Here is a 16745-nt window from a genome sequence, read left to right as displayed (position 1 = left end):
AAAGAGGCCGCACGCAGCGTTTTAACTACGGTGAAAATGCCCGTAAATCGTCTCGGCCATGGCGCGGCTGATCCCGCTCACCGCTGTTAAATCGTCGATATTCGCGTTGGAAACCGCTTTGGCGGACCCGAAATGCGCCAGAAGCGCCCGTTTGCGCGCCGCGCCGATGCCCGGCACTTCATCGAGCGGGTTCTTGCGCATATCCCCGGCCCGGCGTGTGCGGTGCGCGCCGATGGCATAGCGGTGCGCCTCATCGCGCAGGCGCTGGATGAAATAAAGCACCGGGTCGCGATGCGGCAGGGCAAAGCTGTGGCGGCCCTTCATGTGAAAGACCTCCTTGCCCGCATCCCGGTCGAAGCCCTTGGAAACGCCCACCAATGTGACCCCCTCGACGCCTACTTCGGCCAGCGCTTCATGGGCGGAGGTGAGCTGCCCCTCCCCGCCGTCGATGAGGCAAATATCGGGCCACTTGCCGGATTTGCGCTCCGGGTCCTCTTTCAAGAGACGCGCGAAGCGGCGGGTCAGCACCTCTTTCATCATGCCGAAATCATCGCCCGGCGTGAGGGTTTCATCCTTGATGTTAAACTTGCGGTAATCGGATTTCTGGAAGCCCTCCGGCCCTGCCACGATCATCCCGCCAACCGCGTTGCTGCCCTGAATATGCGAGTTGTCGTACACCTCGACGCGCTCGGGCGGGGTCTCCATGCCGAAGGCCTCGCCGAGTCCCGTCATCAGCTTGGTCTGGCTCGCCGTATCCGCGAGCTTCCGGGCCAGCGCTTCGCGCGCGTTGCGCAACGCCTCGCCGACCAGCACCGCCTTTTCCCCCCGCTGCGGCACAGTGAAAGTCACCTTGCGGCCCGCCCGCTCGCAGAGGGCGGCGGCGACCAGCTCGTCATTGGCGGGCATTTCCGACAGCAGGATCTGACCCGGCGGCTCGCGTCCGTCATAAAACTGCGTGATGAACGCCTCCAGAATCTCCGGCGCTTCAGCGCCCGACCCGGTGCGCGGGAAATAGGCGCGGTTGCCCCAGTTCTGATGCGCACGGATAAAAAACACCTGCACACAAGCCTGCCCGCCATCCTCATGGAGCGCGATCACATCGGCTTCTGGCGTGCTGGACGGGTTCACCCCCTGACCCTGCTGCACCTGCGTCAGCGCCTTGATCCGGTCACGCAGGGCGGCGGCGCGCTCATATTCCATGGCCGCGCTCGCCTCGGTCATCTGGCTGGCGAGTTTTTCCTGAATTTCCGTCGATTGCCCGCGCAGGAACCGCGTCGCATCGGCGACACTCGCCTGATACTCGTCCTTGCTGATGATGTCGACGCAAGGGGCCGAGCAGCGTTTGATCTGATATTGCAGGCAGGGCCGCGTGCGGCTTTCAAACATCGAGTCCGAGCAATCCCTCAGCAGGAACACACGCTGCAAATGCGTCAGCGTGCGGTTCACGGCGCCGGCGCTGGCGAAGGGCCCGAAATAGGTCTCGCCCTTTTTCCGCGCGCCGCGATGCTTTTTCACCTGCGGGTAATCATGCGCGGTGACGGCGATGAAGGGGAAGCTCTTGTCGTCGCGCAGCAGCACATTGTAACGCGGCTTGAGCTGCTTGATGAGGTTCTGCTCCAGAAGCAGTGCCTCGGTCTCCGTCCGGGTCGTGAGAAACATCATCGACGCGGTGGCCGAAATCATTCGCCCGATCCGCGAGGAATGGCCCGTGGGCCGCGCATAGCTGGAGACGCGCTTTTTCAGGCTCCGCGCCTTGCCGACGTAAAGCACATCCCCCTGACGGTCGAGCATCCGGTACACGCCGGGCGAGTCGTCCAGCCGCGGCAGATAGGAGGCGATCACCTCATGCCCGCGCGGGCCCTCGCCGCCCGTTTTGCCGTCTTCTTCGAACCCGTCATTCATGCGGTTTGATACCCTTTCCGGTCCCCGGTTGCTACAGAATCGGGCCTGCTCCCGCGCTGCACTTTCTGTTTCGCCGTAGCAAGAAGAATCCTATCCACGAAAGCTGTGGATAACTCTGTGGGCGAGTGCTTTAACAAAGGAAAATATACAGTAAATCAAGGCTGTTCAATGACTTGCCTAAAAAATAGGCATATTTTCAAAACCTTGTTTTCATTGATTTTTTTGCCTGAAATTCCGTCGCGAAAGCCGCGAATGACGACTCTCTGTCAGATTTACGACAAGCATGCGAATGTCTGAATAAAACTACTCTACGCCAAGAATATCGGGCGTCTTCCAAGCTAAATGCTGACCGCCATCGACGCAAATAAGCTGGCCGGTCACGGAAGGACTGTCGATTAAGAATTCCATAGCGCGAACAATGCCTTCCGGGTCCGACCCGATGCCGAGGATGGTCGCCGCCTGCTGCTGATCGAAATGGTCTTTCGACTGGCGCGCGCCTTGCAGGGTTGGTCCCGGACCAATCGCATTCACGCGGATCTTCGGCGCAAGGCCCTGCGCTGCGGTTTGCGTCAACGTCCAGAGCGCGGACTTCGCCAAAGTATAGGTCATGAATTCCGGCGTCAGCTTGCGCACGCGCTGGTCGATGATGTTGATGATGTTGCTGCCCGCGCCCGCTTGCGCGGCGAAGTCCTGTGTCAGCATCAGCGGCGCGCGGAGGTTCGAGCCCAAATGCCGGTCCCAGCTTTCGGGTGTCACCGTCCCGATACGGTCATATTCGAAAATCGAGGCGTTGTTGACGAGTAGGTCAAGTGGGCCAAGCGCCTCTGCAGCGCGGGCGATGAGGTCCGGCTGCGGGTCCAAGAGATCGCCTTGCAAGGCGACAGCCTTGCCGCCCGCCTCGGTGATTTCGCGCGCCAGCGCTTCGGCTGCATCGCCGCTCGAATTGTAATGAATCGCGACCGGCTTGCCACGCGCCGCGAGCGCCCGCACCAGCGCCGCGCCGATGCGTTTCGCGCCGCCCGTGACCAGCGCCGCGCCGGTCATTTGACCACCAAGAGCAGCGCCACATAGGCGCAGTAGAGCGCCGACAGCACAACCCCGGAGCGGCGGCCAAGGCGCACCCAATGCCAGACGAAGGGGATCATCGCGAGCGCGGCGGCCAGCATGATCCAGAGATCACGGCTCAGGAATTCCTCTCCCACGCCCACTGGCGTGATCACGGAGGTGAGGCCCATGATCAGCATCAGGTTGAAGAAGTTGGAGCCGATCACATTGCCAAGCGCCACCGCCGCCTGACCGCGGATCGCGGCGCTGACCGTGGTCGCGAGTTCCGGCAGCGAGGTGCCGAAGGCCACCAGCGTCAGCCCGATCACCGCTTCGGAAATGCCGAAGGAGAGCGCGATGCTTTGCGCGCCGGTGATGAGCAGTTGTGCCCCAATCGGCAGGCCGATGATCCCCACGATGATGAGAAAGAGGATGCGCGACATCGGAAGCGACGGATCGCCCTCTTCGAGTTCATCCTCGTCGTCCGCCGCATCCGCCGCCCGCGCCTTGCGCGCCTTCTGGAAGCTCATCCAGAGGCTGACGGCGAGCAGGACCAGCATGATCATCCCGTCGATCCGCGAGACATTGCCGTCGAGCGAAAGCGCGATGAAGAGGACCGTCGCGCCGAGCATGGTCAGGAAATCCGCCTTGCTGTCGCAATCCTTCATGGAAATCCGTGCGATGGCGGCGGGCAGACCCAAGACTAGCAATATATTGGCGATATTGGAGCCGACGATATTGCCCATGGCGATATCCGGCGCGCCGTCCAGCGCGGCTTGAATCGCGACGAGCAGCTCGGGCGCAGAGGTCCCGAAGGCCACAATCGTCATCGACACAATCAGCGCCGGGATGCCGAGCCGCAGCGAGAGCGAAACAGCTCCCTTCACCAGCATATCGCCGCACACCACCAGCAGGCCAAGCCCGATAGCCACATACACAAGGTCGAGGATCATTTACGTCTCCTGGGGTCGAGCCATTTCAGCTTGCCGAACATGCCGAGCAGGGCCACAAAAACGAAGAAAATCAGGACGGCCTTGAGCATCATGTCAAAGGCCGTAGCGGGACCACAGGGCGTCCGCCTCCAAGGTTCCCATAAGATCGGATGCACTCGGCGCACCAAGGCGGCGGAAGAGCGATTTTTTGGCGGAGACGATGGGTAGGCGCACATCCTCGCCAAATTCTTCCCGCATCACCGGGCGCAGATGGCCGATCCCGTCGATCAGCCCTTTGTCCCGCGCCTCTTCGGCCAGCCAGAATTCGCCGGTGAAGATACCGTCGGCGAGGCCGCTGCGGCGACGCTCCACCTGGTCAATGAAATGCTGGTGGATGCCGCGCTGCAACTCTTTCAGACGCTCGATATCTTCGGGCTTTTCGGGGCGGAATGGGTCGAGCATCGACTTGTCCTCGCCCGCCGTGTGGACGCGGCGCTCGATGCCGTGTTTCTTGATAAATTCCTGAAATCCAAAGCCCGCCGAAATCACGCCGATGGAGCCGACAATCGACGAGCGGTCCGCGTAAATCTCATCGGCGGCGGTCGCGAGCCAGTAGCCGCCCGACGCGGCCACATCCTCAACGAAGCCGTAGACCTTGATGCCGCGTTCTTCCGCCTTGGCGCGGATATGCGCAGCAATGAGCGAGCTTTGCGCGGGCGATCCGCCCGGCGAGTTGATCGAGAGCGCGACCGCTTTCGCCTTTTTGGTAAACGCCCGGTCAATGAGCGGCAGCATGGTGGCGGCATTCATCCCGCCGCCAAAGCGCCCGCCCGCACCAATCGCGCCATGGAGCCGCAGAACCGGCACCACCGGCCCGCCGCGCAAGCGCTTCTTTATTCTCGCAATCCAGCCTTGTGACATGGCTCGCGACATAAGCCCGCGCGGCCCCTACGGCAAGTGCTGGGCGAAAATAGAAAGAAGAGAGCCGCTTATCTGTGACATGAAACGACGTCTTTATTTCGCCAAAGCGCTTTCAAACGCGCGGGCAAATTTTTCGACCGCCTCGTCGATATGCGCATCGGTGAAAATATAGGGCGGCGCGAAGAGGACGTGATCCCCCTGCCGCCCGTCAATCGTGCCGCCCATCGGATAGCACATCAGCCCCTCGGCCATCGCGGCGGCTTTGACCTTTTTGTTCAGCTTGCGGGCCGGATCGAAGGGCGCTTTCGTCTCACGGTTTTCCACGAACTCCATCCCCCAGAAAAGTCCGCGCCCGCGAATATCGCCGATATGGGGATGCTGACCGAACCGCTCCGTCAGTGCATCGGCGAACCGCGCGCCGGTCTGGCGCACCTGCGGCATGAGGTTGCGCTCCACCATCGCCTCAACCGTCGCCCGCGCTGCCGCCATCGCCATCGGATGCGCAATATAAGTGTGCCCATGCTGGAAAAAGCCGGAGCCATTCGCGATGGCGTCGAAAATCCGGCCGGTGCAGAGCATCGCGCCGACGGGCTGATAGCCCGCGCCCATGCCCTTGGCGATGGTGCAGATATCGGGTGAAATACCCTCCTGCTCATGGGCGAAGAAGCTGCCCGTGCGCCCGGAGCCGCACATAACCTCATCGAGGATCAGCAGCACGCCATATTTGTCGCAAATCTCGCGGATGCGTTTGAAATAGCCCAGCGGCGCGGGCTGTGCGCCCAAGGTCGCACCGACGACCGGCTCGGCGAGGAAGGCCAGCACCGTCTCCGGCCCTTCCGCTTCGATCTGCGCCTCCAGCGCATTCGCGACCCGCTGGCCGTAATCCTCCAAACTCTCGCCCGGCCCCTGTCCTCGATAAGGATAGGCGGCGGGAATATGCGACGTCTCGATCAGAAGCGGATTATACGCCTCACGCCGCCAGAGATTGCCGCCCGCCGCCAGCGCGCCAAGCGTGTTGCCGTGATAGGATTGCAACCGCGCGATCAGCTTCGTCCGCTGCCCCTGCCCCGTCTCCACCGCATATTGTCGCGCGAGCTTCACCGCCGCCTCAACCGCTTCGGACCCGCCGGAGACGAAATAGACATGGCTCAAATCACCGGGCGCGAGATCGACGAGCAGATCCGCCAACCGCGCCGCCTCATCGCTGGTGAAAAAGCCGGTATGGGCGAACGGCACTTTGTCCATCTGCGCCGCGATGGCCGCTTTCACATCCGGGTCCGAATGGCCGAGGCAGGACACCGCCGCGCCGCCGCAGGCATCGAGATAGCGCTTGCCCGCCTGATCGAAGAGATACACCCCCTCCCCGCGATCAATCACCGGTAAATCCGCGTGGCAACTCCGCCCGAACACATGCGCCTGACCCATGGCATCCCCTCCCTTGCTTCGTTAAAAGCCAATAAGAACCATCAGGGCAGGATATGGAATACTCAACCGACCAGAAGCGTGCATTTGACGCGATTGAAGCGATTTTGGCGGATGCGGGCGTCGATCTGGGCGGCGCGGAGATCCTGCCTGAGGCGAGCGGCAAAGCCCGCGTTCTGGCGGTTTTGGGCAAGGCGGGTTCAGGCAAGACGCTGCTGCTGGCCAATGTCACGCTGGCGTTGAAAGAGATCGGGGTGAAGATCGTCTCCCCTGATTTTGAGAGTCGCAAGACGCGCAAGAGCCGCAACTTCGCCGTGCTGGCGCCGACCAACAAAGCCGCCAGTGTGCTGCGCAATCGCGGGGTGCCGGCGACCACGATCCACCGCATCCTCTACACGCCGATCTATGACGCCGATTACGAGAAAATCGCCGAGTGGTTGATGGGGGAAAGCCCGCGCCCGGAGACCGACGCGCTCGCGCCCGAGGCGCTTGACCGGGCGATGGCGTTTTACAAAGAACATGCCTCCGTGCCGGGCGCGCTGGCAGCAGCGGGTTTGCGCGGGTCGGATTTCATCACCGGCTGGAAACGCCGCGAAGAGCCGCTCGATATCGGTTTCGTCGATGAAGCGTCGATGCTGGACCCCAAGCAGCTTGAAGATCTGCGTGAGATTTTCACGACGCTTGTTCTCTTCGGCGACCCGGCGCAACTCGCCCCCGTTGGCAATTCCGGTGACATGGCCTTTGACGATCTGCCGGACAAGCTGAAGATCCATCTCTCCCGCATCCACCGCCAGGCCGCCGACAACCCGATCCTCGATCTGGCGCATATGCTGTCCGACCCCGCTCTCGATTTCGCCACCTTCGAGCGGGAGATCGAAGCCGCCGCCGCGAAGGACGACCGGGTCCAGATCGCGCAGCGGGTCGATGCGGCGATGATGGCGCGCTCGCCCGTGCTGGTTTGGCGCAACGACACGCGCAAGCGGCTCATTCAGGCGTTTCGCACCGCCTACCAGATCCCCATCGACGCGATGATGCCGGGCGAGCCGCTCATCTGCGACGGCTTGGAACTGCCCATGAAGCACCGCAAACGGCGCATCGACCTGGAAGCGCGCGGGCTCATCAAAGGCGCGCAAGTCGTCTATCTCGGCGCGGGCAACAAACCGGGTTTCGCCAAGCTTCATGTCCTCGGCGCGGAAGAGCCACGGGTCAACGCCGCCTCGATCATCCAGATCGAACACCCGAACGAAGAGGAACCCTTCATCGCCAGCGCCGCCCGCATGGGCGCGCTGTTCCTGCACGGCGCCGCATGCACGATCCACAAGGCGCAAGGCAGCCAATGGCCCGAGGTGCAGGTCTTCGCCCCCGACCTCTTCGCCGCCGCCCGCACGGGCCGCAGCGAAGCGGGCCTGCCGCTCTGGCAACGCCTCGCCTATGTCGCCATCACCCGCGCCGAAGAGCGCCTGATCTGGGTCACCCGCTACCGCCTCGCCCGCCCCGAAGAGCCGCTCGGCATCGAAGATTTGCCCAACCCGCAAACCCGCCTGACGCTGGAAGCGCAAACGCAGGAATGACAACGCGGGCAAGATTGCGGCAAAAACCCCTTGTCCCGCCCGCCCGCTTTCCATAAACAGGCCAGCGGAGACGTGGCCGAGTGGTCGAAGGCGCTCCCCTGCTAAGGGAGTATACCGGAAACGGTATCGAGGGTTCGAATCCCTTCGTCTCCGCCATTTGCCCTTGAAATCATTGGGAGATTTGGCGATTTAACCGGGCTACCCGCCAAAATACCCGCCAAACGATTTTCGCTTGGATGCGACGTAATGCGATGGCCTCGCGATTTGCTGTGTCATCGAGATGCCGGTCCGAGCATACTGATATTTTTAGATGGAAGGTGCGCCTGAATGATTTCGTCAAGCTGTCCCGGCGCATCTATCCAGAGTGATCTGCCTCCGTCGCCTCGCAACAGCTCGATTTGGCGGACGCCATAGTGGATCCGAGTCTTTGGATCCTCAGACGGAACCATATTGTACGTTGCGATGAGAGGGTTGGCGCACGGAACAGTGTGCCGCTTGCTTACAAAGAGCAACAGGACCCACCAAAACGCTTTGGATAGCTGCATGTGCGCACCTCTGAAGTAAACGGTTGCATCCAATCGTGACAGATTGCTTTGCGATTGAACAGGTTTTCAGTCGGGCGCTATAAAGTAAGGGCGCGACAATCCTGCTGAGAGGCCCGCTCGAACTACCCGGGGCTAGTCGCTTGCCGATTCAGAGCTTTGACCGGTAGGGTCCGCACAACAAAACGTAGAGGCGCATCCCATGCTCACAGGCAACATCCGCAACCAGGTTGATCAGATCTGGAATGCGTTCTGGTCCGGCGGGGTCTCCAACCCGCTCTCCGTGATCGAACAGATCACCTTCCTGATGTTCATCAAGCGGCTGGATGACCTCCACACGGTCGAGGAGCGCAAGGCCGAGGATCTTGGCATCCCTATGTCCCGCCGCATCTTCCCGGAAGGGATGGATGACAAGGGTGAGCCCTACGACAATCTGCGCTGGTCCCGCTTCAAGCATTTTGAGGCGCGGGAGATGATGCGGATCGTGGACGAGCTGAGCTACTCCCCATCCATTGGACAGTATCTGGCGTAAATTAAGCTACTCTCTGCCCCTGCTGATCGGGTTGGGTTTTGTCATTTTTCAGCCAATAGAACACGGCTGGAGGCCTACCGCCAAGGGCTGAGTGTGGGCGTTGGTTGTTGTAAAAGGTCATCCATTTCCGGATGCCTGCCTTCGCTTCTGATCCGGTCTCCCAGGCATGCAGGTAGACGCACTCGTATTTCAGGGATCGCCACAGCCGCTCGATGAAGATATTGTCTAGGAAGCGGCCCTTGCCATCCATGGAGATGCGGACGCCGGTCCGGCGCAGTCGATCCGTCCAGGCAAAAGATATGAACTGAGATCCTTGGTCAGTATTCATGATCTCCGGCGGACCAAACTTGTGGATGGCCTCGTTCAGTGCCTCAACGCAGAAGTCCGCCTCCAGCGTATTCGAGATGCGCCAAGCCAGCACCTTACGGGTGTGCCAATCCATAATAGCGACCAGATACAGGAACCCTCGGCGCATGGGCAGATAGGTAATATCCGAGCACCAAACTTGGTTCGGACGCTCCACCCGAAGGCCTCTCAGCAGATAGGGATAGGTCTTGTGCTCTTTCGCCGGCCTGCTGGTGTTGGGCTTTTGGTAGATCGGCATCAGCCCCATCAGGCGCATCAGCCGGCGTATCCGTTTCTCGTTCACCAAATGGCCGTCGTTGCGCAAATGCCAAGTCATCTGGCGGACACCGAAGAACGGCGTCTCCAGAAACTGCTCGTCGATCTGCCGCATCAGGCCGAGGTTCTGCTCGGTCTCGCCCTTAGGCTTGTAATAGAATGACGAGCGCGAGATCGACAGCAACCTGCATTGCTGACCAATGGACAAAATGGAATTGTTCGGCTCAATCATGTCGCGCCTCACTTGCCGGTCCACGGTTTGAGCTTTCGTGACAAAAAATCGTTGGCCACAGCCAGCTCCCCGATCTTGGCGTGCAGCTCTCTCACCTGATCTTCGCCGATCTCGGGGGCTTTCCTGCCGCCGCGCTCGAACACGCCAGACGCACCTTCCAGCAACGCCCGCTTCCATGTGTGGATCATCGTCGGATGAACCCCGAACCGGCTCGCCAACTCGGCCACCGTCTGCTCCCCCTTCAGCGCTTCAAGCGCCACCTTCGCCTTGAACTCGGGCGCGTGTTGTTTCCGTTTCGGCATCTCTGATCTCCTTCTCGTCGAAGATCAGCAGACAACAAATCGTAGCTTACGTCAGTGTCCGATTTTCGGGGGGTAGCTCAGTGGTCCTGAATTTTCGACCAGTTTGCCGCCGGGCTAAGCTATAGCATTGGTTTCATTTCAGGCGGCGGCTTTCAGGTTCGGAGCCCGACTATCATATGCCTCGCCCGGCGTCAGCAGCCCATGGGATTAGTGCGGGCGCTTTTCATTGTAATAGGTGATCCAGGCGCCGATCCCCTCTCGGGCTTCAGAGCCGGTCTCGAAGGCGTTCAGGTAGACGCATTCATATTTCAGGGATCGCCAGAAGCGCTCGATCATCCGGTTGTCGATCCAGCGCCCGCGGCCGTCCATCGAGATCTTCACCTTGGCGTCATGCAGTACATTGGTGAAGTCGGTGCTGGTGAACTGCGAGCCTTGGTCGGAGTTGAATATCTCCGGCGGGCCGTATCGGGCCAGCGCCTCTTTCAGCGCCTCGACGCAGAACCCGGCATCCATCGAATTCGACAGCCGCCAGCTCAGCACTTTCCGGCTGTGCCAGTCCATGATCGCCACCAGATACAAGAAGCCCCGGCGCATCGGGATATAGCTGATGTCGGTACACCAGACCTGGTTCGGGCGGGTTATGGACAGCCCCTTGAGAAGGTACGGGTAAATCCTGTGCTCGGGATGCTTCTTGCTGGTTTTCGGCTCCTGGTAGATCGGCACCAGCCGCATGAGCCTCATCAGCCGCCGCACGCGATGACGCCCGCATCTGAACCCCTCTCGCTGCATGTGGCGGGCCATTTGCCATGAGCCGTACCAGGGCGTTTCCAGGAACTGCCGGTCGATGATGTCCATGAAGGCCAGATTCTCGGCGCTTTCCCCGCGCGGGTGATAGGAGAGGCTGGAACGCGCCAGCGACAGCAGGCTGCACTGGCGACGGACACTAAGATCGAAATGGTCCCGCTTCACCGCTTTCTGCCTCCAATGCCGAGGATGAGACTGGAGGCTTCCGATAAAAAATCCCGTTCCACGACCAGCTGGCCGATCTTGACGTGCAGCTTCTCGACATCCCTCTCGGAAATCACCGCCTCGGCCGATGTGGCACCGCCAAACGCCGATGCCATGTTCTCAATCGCCGTTCTCTTCCAGCCGCTGATCATTGTGGGATGGACGCCGTATTTCTTGGCCAGCTCGGCCGTCGTCAACTCTTCACGGATGGCCTCAAGAGCAACCTTGGCCTTGAACTCCGCCGAATAGCGTTTCCGCTTCGTCATCTGGGGTATTCCTTCGTCAGTCGCTACAGCTTAGCAACTGGTCCGAAATCTCGCGACCACCTCTGTATGTGCCGGACAACCCACGAGTGGCGCTGCGCAATAGTGCCACGAGGCAGTATGTCTGTTTGAAGCCCATCTTTTCGGATGTTGCGCGGTGGATGAGGGCCAGCTTTAGGCTGGGAAGCGGCGATCGTTGTCGTTGAGCAAAAGCTAAGTCTAAATATTGCAGCTTACATTCAATCATCAGCGCTACCGCCCTGTTGGCGACGCAGAGTGATACGATATTCAAAACGACCTGCCGGATAGGTGCTGAAGCTGAACAGCACTGGGCGACTATGCGATAGATAGCGCCTGGTGATTTCCAAGGCGGGGTCGCCAGAGTCAGCCTTCAACAATTTAGCGGTTTCATCGTTCAGCAAGGCGGGTCGGATAACCTGCTGCACTCCTTCGACGGAAATCAACACCGTCAGGCCATCGCATCCACGTTCCGCGAGCGTTCGGCCAGCTCGGTCATGAAATCGTCGGACCCGTAGATGTTGTCCAACGCTTTGTCGAGCTTGCGCGCCGCCTCATCATTGCCGAGTGCCTCGGCGAATGCCTTGGCTGTGCCGAACCCGGCGATGCCGTAATGGCACATGCGCTGGTATTGCGCGATGATCGCCACGTCGAGCGCGGCACCGCTCATGTCACTGTCGAGCGCGTGCTTCCTGGCCTCCCTCACGAGCCCTTCCATACCCTTGCAATGCTCTTTCTTCACATCGGCACCGGTGTCCTCGAGCACGGATTTCAGAAGGCGGGTATGCTGGTCGATCCCGTCCTTGGCCGAACTCAACCGGTCGACCAGCTTGCTGTCGGATACCTTGTCGGCCATCGCCGATACCACCTTCGACATCTGGTCGTTTGCGGACCAGAGATCCTGTAGTTCATCGATATAAAGGTCTTTCAACGTTGTCATCTTCTCTCCTTTCACGGTCGGCAGTGCCGACGCATTTGTTTGAGTGGGTGCGGGCAGACGATCCACAGGGACCGGACAGGCCCGCATGCCGGGGCCAGCGGAGACATTTGCTGACCCCTTGACTGGCAGCAGCGTGTCAAGGTGGGAACATGGCATCGTTGCTGCCGAAGCTATCGGGGCGGATATCAGCCGCTCCGAATTCCTGAACTTCTCCAGTATTTCAATATGCTGCGGGAGATCCCGCACATGCAGGCGAAAGCGGGCGGGCACCTGCGGCGGCCAGGGGCCCAGCGTCTTGCCGCTGGCCTGCGTGACCAGCCAGTCCGCCGGCGGCAGGCAATCGTCGATCAGGTAATCCAGGTCCCCGATCCGCGCCTTCAGCGCGTCGGACATGCCCCCCGCCGCGCGTCCGATTAGGCGGCACGAGGCCTGCACCGTCACATCGTCGGCGTGACGGACCCGGCAACCCGCCGCGCGGAGCGCGCGAACGATCCGGCGGTCTTCGCCGCAACGAACGGGCGCGAATCCGCCTCCTGCCAGATAGGCCGCGCGTGTGAACCCGAGGCTCGCCCCCGCCGCTTCGCCGTGGGTGTCGCCGATATCCGCACATCCGGGCGCGTGGCGGGCGTAGATGTCCTGCACCAGGGCCCTATAGATGCCTTCCAGTTCGGCGAGGTGGGGGTCCATGCCATCGAGGATATCTGCCTCGCCCGCGATCAGATCGACCTTGCCGCAGACAGCGTCCATCGTTTTCAGGTGGGCAAGGTTTCGTGCAATCCAATCCGGGGCGACGATGCAATCGGCGTCGGTGGTCAAAAGGTAGCGCAGCGCGGGCATGGTCTGCAGGGCGTGATCGCATCCGATCCGCCGGGCGGTGCCGACACCCTCCCGTGACGCCAGTGTCCGTTCCAGCACCGTCAGGTCCAGGTCATGCCGCGCGGCGGTGTCGTGGGCCACGCTGCCGGTGCGGTCGGTGGTGTTGTTGAGCACCAGGATCACCACCGCGTTGCCTTGTCCGGCGAGGGCGGTGAGACAGGCACCGATCCGGGCTTCCTCGTTGCGGGCCGGGATGACGATGGCGGTGTCTTTTGCGGCGGGGCGGGTCATGTCGTGCCCTTCGGCAGTCCGCGGTCGATGCGATACCCGTCGGTCTGCGCCACGCAATCGAACTCATGGGTGTCCAGCGCCGCCGTGAAGATCGCCAGCGCTTCTTCGCCCTGCAAATCATGGTCAGTTTCGCCAAGCCAACTCACGCAGAGCACCTCCGCCTTCGGCCAGGCGCTAGCGATATCCAATGCCAGTGTGCGCAAGCTGCCCTCATCGAGGAAATAGAGGATCTCGGACAGGATCAGCAGGACGAAATCGCCCCTTGGCAGCGGACAAGGGTAAAAGTCGTGGATGAAGGTGGCATCCGGCACGGCACGGCGCGCTGCCTCGATCGCGATGGCCACCGCATCCATGCCGGTATAGCGGTCACAGATGTCCACCAGATGCTGTGCAAGCTGCCCGTTGCCGCAGCCCAGCTCGAAGGCCGAGGCGTAGCGGGGCCGCGTCAGCGCCGCCCGCGTCGCGGCGAACTTGGCCTGTTCGTAACCACTGTGCTCGAAATCCCAAGGGTCCGAGGTGTCGGCATAAAGCGCGTGCAGGTGATCGCGGCCCACACCCATCACGGCATCCTCCAGAAGATCTCGTCTTCGGTCACGAATTTCTCGATGAACCCTGCCGGAAGAATGAAGCCCGATGGATCATCGGTGACGACCCTGCCCAGTTGGCTTCGATGCGCATGGATTGCCGCGCGTTTCCTGTCGCGCAGGTCCTCCGAAGGCACGCACACCGGGGCGTGACGGGTGGCGGTCTGGCGGAAATCGGGATTGTCCCAGCGGCACCAGACGGGATAGCTGTAGAACGCCCACTCCGGACGGCGGCGGCGCAACGCGCCGGCGAACCGCGCCGTCGCCTGGTGGTCTTCGTGGTGATCCTCGGCGGCGGGCACGAAGACATGGCGCGCGCCATGACCTTCGATGATCTGTTCCAGCCTGGCGGCAACCTCTGTCGCATCGGCCTGATAGAGACGGCTGTCAGCCATGCCCAGCCAGGTCATATCGCGCGCGGAACCGCCGAGACATTCGATGGCCGCTACCATCTCCGCACGTCGCTGGCGGGCCAGCCGCCGGGGCGTCCATTGGCGAGATCCGGGGTGGCTCGCACTGCCATCCGTCAGGCAAATGACATGCGCGCCGGCGCATGCGAAACCTCGCGCCAGAAGTGCGCCGCAGCCGAGGGATTCATCGTCGGGATGCGGGGCCAAGACGACGAGGCTTTCGCGGCCCTCGAACACGTCCGGCAATAAAGGGAGGTGCGCGACATTCATCCGAACACTCCCCAGATGCGCCCGTCTTCCCCGAGAGCCGTCTGCGCCGCGCGTTGCAGGAACGCATCCCGCGCGGCCTGCCGCAGATAGACCGCCAGATCGCGGGCCATGCGTCCGGTCTCGGAGCCGGCCTCGAAATGCCGCAGGCCGATGCTCTGCTCGACGGCCCGGATGGCATAGAGCCCGACCTCCTCGGTAAAGAGCCGGGCCGCGATGGAGGTGGTAACGATGTCGTCCGGCGCGATGTGGCGATCGGCAGCGGCTTCGGCGGCGCGCTCGGTCAGGGCCATGCCGGCCCATGTCCGCATCAGCACATCCATCAGCCGGCCCCTCTGGGCCTCTGCCGCCATGCGGCCTGCGGCGCGAAGCTCTGTCGCGGCCACGTCCAGCAGGCCGACGGTGGCGCCGGCCTGCAAGGCCGCAATCCGCCAAACACCGCCGACGAAATGCGGCTCCTTCAGGTAATCGCCGGGGTCGCCGATCCATTCGATCCTGTCGACCGGCAGGCCGGTAAAATCAAAGCTACCCGAGGCAGTCGCCCGCATTCCCTGCATATCCCATGCGGACGGGTCCGCGGCGGCGGCGTCCGTCACATCGACCAGCGCCAGCCGCACCTCGGGACCGGAATCCACAGTGACCAGCGCATGGGTCACGGTGCCCAGCCCCGAGGCATAGCACTTGCCGCCCTGCAAATGCTGCCCCGTGGCATCCAGCGTCACCGGCGCCGCGCCATCGGCCCCCCAGACGCCCAGCAGGGCACCCTCGGCGATCTGGCGATCGACCTGCGCCTCTTGCACCTTCGTTCCATATAGGCGGACCAGGTGCAGCGCGTTGACATGCCCTTCGAACAGCCTCCCGACGCCGAGGTTCGCAGCGCCCACCTGCATCAGCACCCGGGCGGTGCGGGCGGGATCTGGCGCGCCGTCATCGGTCAGAAGGTCCGTCTGTCGCAGCAGATCGATGGAGCGGCCGATCGGGCGCGCGCCGCGTTCCTCTTCTGCGGCGGCGGCCCGCAGGGCCTCCGCGACATCGGACGGCACCGGCCCGGCGGTGGTCGAAAGCGGCAACTCGGCAAGGGGTCTGGAAGCTGTCATGTGCTCTTTACCATCTCCATCTCAGGATGCCTTGCAGCGGCGTGTTCCAGCAGCTGCACCCAGTCCCCGGTGACCCGGCCCAGCCGGAAGGCGGGATTGGCGGTGACCTGCGGCGGCGCACGCCGCCACGCCTGAATGCGCCCAAGGATCTGCGCCGGGTCATGGCCATCCACGCGCTGCGTGGCATCCGCCACGATTTCCGCATTGGCACCCAGCCCATCATGCACCAGCACCGGCGTGCCGACCGCATTGGCCTCGGCCAGCACCAGGCCGAAGGTCTCGGCAAATGTCGTCTGGGGATAGAACAGGCAGAGCGCACGGCGCATCTGCCGGATGAGCGCATCATGGGACAGGGATCCCAGAAAAACCACGCCCTCGGGCACCGGCCCGGTATCCCAGCGCAGATAGCCCGGATCGGCCACGGCAAGGGTCAGGTTCGGAAGGTCACGGCGCAGGGCGGCGAATTGTTCAAACACCTCGGCCAACCCCTTGTGGGGCGAACTGGCAAAGAGCAGCAGGTCGGGATCGCGGGGCGTGGCGTCGGGGTGCAGATCGTCATCGAGCGGATCGTAGATCACCCGAATGGGCGGCACATCCTCCGCCCCGAGAAACCCCGCAAGCGCACGGGCGTGCGTTTCGGACACGCAGATCACCGTGATGCCGGCAGCCTTCAGCGCCGCGGCCATCTTGCGGTTGTGACGACCGGGATAGACGTGCAGCCAAAGAAAGATCGGCGTGGCTGGATGCCGCTTGCGCAGCTTGATCGCCACCTTCCACCGGTTGATGACGATCAGGGCGGCTTGGTTTTGCGCGTCATCGAGGTCTTGCAGGGGCCGCAACGTCCCTGCCTCGGACAGGTGCCTGTTGGTGCGACCCTGCTGATACTGCGTGATCTCGAACCGGGAGCCGAGTGCAGCGGCCACCCGCAGCACCGTCGCTTCGGTGCCGCCAAGACCGCCGGTCCCGAGGTCGGGCAGATCGTAACCCGCGGCAGAGCACGGATCGACGATTCCCATGGGCGCGCGCGCTG

General features: G+C 62.3%; 14 protein-coding genes, 1 tRNA gene and 1 pseudogene. 3 read left to right on the top strand and 13 right to left on the bottom strand.

Going from position 1 to position 16745, the window contains the following annotated elements; genetic code table 11:
• Nucleotides 1-21 precede the first annotated feature (21 nt).
• The 5 genes from uvrC to ACMA5I_RS02870 form a co-directional block, all read right to left on the bottom strand.
• A complete protein-coding gene (uvrC, locus tag ACMA5I_RS02890; RefSeq protein ID WP_525884731.1) occupies nucleotides 22-1902 on the bottom strand; it encodes an excinuclease ABC subunit UvrC in 1881 nt (626 codons plus the stop codon).
• Between the two features lie 303 nt (nucleotides 1903-2205).
• Nucleotides 2206-2946, bottom strand: coding sequence for an SDR family oxidoreductase (locus ACMA5I_RS02885; RefSeq protein ID WP_525884730.1), 741 nt, complete (start codon nucleotides 2944-2946; stop codon nucleotides 2206-2208).
• Nucleotides 2943-3899 (bottom strand): calcium/sodium antiporter, encoded by a 957-nt coding sequence (locus ACMA5I_RS02880; RefSeq protein ID WP_525884729.1) that lies wholly within the window; start codon nucleotides 3897-3899, stop codon nucleotides 2943-2945. The genes ACMA5I_RS02885 and ACMA5I_RS02880 overlap by 4 nt, the downstream gene beginning before the upstream one ends.
• Nucleotides 3900-3992: 93 nt before the next feature.
• The gene (locus ACMA5I_RS02875) at nucleotides 3993-4799 is read right to left on the bottom strand and encodes a S49 family peptidase (protein ID WP_525884728.1); all 807 of its coding nucleotides are present in this window, start codon (nucleotides 4797-4799) and stop codon (nucleotides 3993-3995) included.
• 93 nt (nucleotides 4800-4892) lie between these two features.
• A complete protein-coding gene (locus ACMA5I_RS02870; protein WP_525884727.1) occupies nucleotides 4893-6224 on the bottom strand; it encodes an aspartate aminotransferase family protein in 1332 nt (443 codons plus the stop codon).
• 53 nt (nucleotides 6225-6277) lie between these two features.
• On the opposite strand from ACMA5I_RS02870, the gene ACMA5I_RS02865 reads away from it, so the two are divergent.
• The 3 genes from ACMA5I_RS02865 (at nucleotide 6278) to ACMA5I_RS02855 (ending at nucleotide 8866) form a co-directional block, all read left to right on the top strand.
• The gene (locus ACMA5I_RS02865) at nucleotides 6278-7792 is read left to right on the top strand and encodes an AAA family ATPase (RefSeq protein ID WP_525884726.1); all 1515 of its coding nucleotides are present in this window, start codon (nucleotides 6278-6280) and stop codon (nucleotides 7790-7792) included.
• A 66-nt stretch (nucleotides 7793-7858) separates the two neighbouring features.
• Nucleotides 7859-7948, top strand: a tRNA-Ser gene (locus ACMA5I_RS02860).
• 588 nt (nucleotides 7949-8536) lie between these two features.
• Nucleotides 8537-8866, top strand: coding sequence for a type I restriction-modification system subunit M N-terminal domain-containing protein (locus tag ACMA5I_RS02855; protein WP_525884725.1), 330 nt, complete (start codon nucleotides 8537-8539; stop codon nucleotides 8864-8866).
• A gap of 1 nt (nucleotide 8867) precedes the next feature.
• Here ACMA5I_RS02855 and ACMA5I_RS02850 read toward each other — a convergent pair.
• The 8 genes and pseudogenes from ACMA5I_RS02850 to ACMA5I_RS02815 all read right to left on the bottom strand — a co-directional run bounded on the left by ACMA5I_RS02850 (nucleotide 8868) and on the right by ACMA5I_RS02815 (nucleotide 16731).
• A protein-coding gene (locus ACMA5I_RS02850) for an IS3 family transposase (RefSeq protein ID WP_525884724.1) occupies nucleotides 8868-10021 on the bottom strand; the annotation gives its coding sequence in 2 pieces (ribosomal slippage) (nucleotides 8868-9754 and nucleotides 9754-10021; 1155 coding nt in all).
• A 210-nt stretch (nucleotides 10022-10231) separates the two neighbouring features.
• Nucleotides 10232-11295: pseudogene (locus ACMA5I_RS02845) on the bottom strand (IS3 family transposase); the annotation flags it as partial.
• Nucleotides 11296-11531: 236 nt separating this feature from the next.
• Nucleotides 11532-11738 carry a UTRA domain-containing protein gene (locus ACMA5I_RS02840; protein ID WP_525884723.1) on the bottom strand — a complete coding sequence of 69 codons (207 nt, stop codon included), beginning with the start codon at nucleotides 11736-11738 and terminating at the stop codon, nucleotides 11532-11534.
• 23 nt (nucleotides 11739-11761) lie between these two features.
• The gene (locus ACMA5I_RS02835) at nucleotides 11762-13357 is read right to left on the bottom strand and encodes a DUF892 family protein (RefSeq protein WP_525884722.1); all 1596 of its coding nucleotides are present in this window, start codon (nucleotides 13355-13357) and stop codon (nucleotides 11762-11764) included.
• Nucleotides 13354-13917 carry an SAM-dependent methyltransferase gene (locus tag ACMA5I_RS02830; RefSeq protein WP_525884721.1) on the bottom strand — a complete coding sequence of 188 codons (564 nt, stop codon included), beginning with the start codon at nucleotides 13915-13917 and terminating at the stop codon, nucleotides 13354-13356. Before ACMA5I_RS02830 ends, ACMA5I_RS02835 begins: the two co-directional genes overlap by 4 nt.
• Nucleotides 13917-14621 (bottom strand): PIG-L deacetylase family protein, encoded by a 705-nt coding sequence (locus ACMA5I_RS02825; protein ID WP_525884720.1) that lies wholly within the window; start codon nucleotides 14619-14621, stop codon nucleotides 13917-13919. Before ACMA5I_RS02825 ends, ACMA5I_RS02830 begins: the two co-directional genes overlap by 1 nt.
• Nucleotides 14618-15715, bottom strand: a complete 1098-nt coding sequence (locus ACMA5I_RS02820; RefSeq protein ID WP_525884719.1) for an acyl-CoA dehydrogenase family protein — start codon at nucleotides 15713-15715, stop codon at nucleotides 14618-14620. The genes ACMA5I_RS02825 and ACMA5I_RS02820 overlap by 4 nt, the downstream gene beginning before the upstream one ends.
• A complete protein-coding gene (locus tag ACMA5I_RS02815; RefSeq protein WP_525884718.1) occupies nucleotides 15712-16731 on the bottom strand; it encodes a glycosyltransferase in 1020 nt (339 codons plus the stop codon). Before ACMA5I_RS02815 ends, ACMA5I_RS02820 begins: the two co-directional genes overlap by 4 nt.
• Between the last annotated feature and the right edge of the window lie 14 nt (nucleotides 16732-16745).

It is taken from the genome of Jujubicoccus corallicola (assembly GCF_047345645.1).
Lineage (GTDB): Bacteria > Pseudomonadota > Alphaproteobacteria > Rhodobacterales > Rhodobacteraceae > JBLEFH01.
The sequence above is the reverse complement of the archived record's forward strand: the minus strand, read 5'-3'. Positions and strand labels throughout refer to the sequence as shown.

Coding starts and splice junctions, on each gene's coding strand:
- ACMA5I_RS02855 (WP_525884725.1), top strand. CDS start 8,537: ATGCTCACAGGCAACATCCGCAACCAGGTTGATCAGATCTGGAATGCG.
- ACMA5I_RS02825 (WP_525884720.1), bottom strand. CDS start 14,621: ATGAATGTCGCGCACCTCCCTTTATTGCCGGACGTGTTCGAGGGCCGC.
- ACMA5I_RS02880 (WP_525884729.1), bottom strand. CDS start 3,899: ATGATCCTCGACCTTGTGTATGTGGCTATCGGGCTTGGCCTGCTGGTG.
- ACMA5I_RS02865 (WP_525884726.1), top strand. CDS start 6,278: ATGGAATACTCAACCGACCAGAAGCGTGCATTTGACGCGATTGAAGCG.
- ACMA5I_RS02875 (WP_525884728.1), bottom strand. CDS start 4,799: ATGTCACAAGGCTGGATTGCGAGAATAAAGAAGCGCTTGCGCGGCGGG.
- ACMA5I_RS02820 (WP_525884719.1), bottom strand. CDS start 15,715: ATGACAGCTTCCAGACCCCTTGCCGAGTTGCCGCTTTCGACCACCGCC.
- ACMA5I_RS02835 (WP_525884722.1), bottom strand. CDS start 13,357: ATGACCCGCCCCGCCGCAAAAGACACCGCCATCGTCATCCCGGCCCGC.
- ACMA5I_RS02870 (WP_525884727.1), bottom strand. CDS start 6,224: ATGGGTCAGGCGCATGTGTTCGGGCGGAGTTGCCACGCGGATTTACCG.
- ACMA5I_RS02830 (WP_525884721.1), bottom strand. CDS start 13,917: ATGGGTGTGGGCCGCGATCACCTGCACGCGCTTTATGCCGACACCTCG.
- ACMA5I_RS02815 (WP_525884718.1), bottom strand. CDS start 16,731: ATGGGAATCGTCGATCCGTGCTCTGCCGCGGGTTACGATCTGCCCGAC.
- uvrC (WP_525884731.1), bottom strand. CDS start 1,902: ATGAATGACGGGTTCGAAGAAGACGGCAAAACGGGCGGCGAGGGCCCG.
- ACMA5I_RS02885 (WP_525884730.1), bottom strand. CDS start 2,946: ATGACCGGCGCGGCGCTGGTCACGGGCGGCGCGAAACGCATCGGCGCG.